Raw genomic sequence first — 496 nt, forward strand, 5'->3', positions numbered from 1 at the left:
AATTTAAAAGTTATTAAATGGGTAAAGTATTAGAATCCTAAAGACTTTCTCTTCTCTCCTGTGCTTTTTGGCGAATGGCTAATTCCAAGTTGCCATCGAGTTTTTTAGCCAATTGCATTACTTCGTATTTCTCAGATTCTTCGGTGGTATAAGCTAAATATTCTTCGGGGCTTACCTCAGTAGCATAGACTGCCGAATGGGCACCGCCTAAGCCTATCCACACCTCTTTGTACAATCGGTTAGGAGCATTGTTTTGATTGATAGAAAGAATTTGAGATTTTTCTTTTTCGGTAAGTCCAAGCATTCTTTGAATATCCTCAAACTTGTTCATATATTTCCTTTGGTCGAGCAATATTTTACAATCGGAGTTATTGATAATGGACTCTTTTACTATTGGAGAGTGAATAATATCGTCCACCTCTTGGGTTACAATTACGGCTTCACCAAAGTATTTACGAACGGTTTTAAACAGATACTTAATATACTCTGCCATTCC

At 36.7% G+C, this 496-nt stretch carries 1 protein-coding gene; it reads right to left on the bottom strand.

Features of this window, described 5'->3' with window-relative positions; all coding sequences use genetic code 11:
- Window positions 1–37 precede the first annotated feature (37 nt).
- Window positions 38–496: TraG family conjugative transposon ATPase (locus VQ048_RS12535; protein WP_327611968.1), on the bottom strand; the 459-nt coding region annotated here is incomplete at its 5' end.

It is taken from the genome of Bergeyella anatis (genome assembly GCF_036016955.1).
In the GTDB taxonomy this organism is placed as follows: domain Bacteria; phylum Bacteroidota; class Bacteroidia; order Flavobacteriales; family Weeksellaceae; genus JAYWXI01.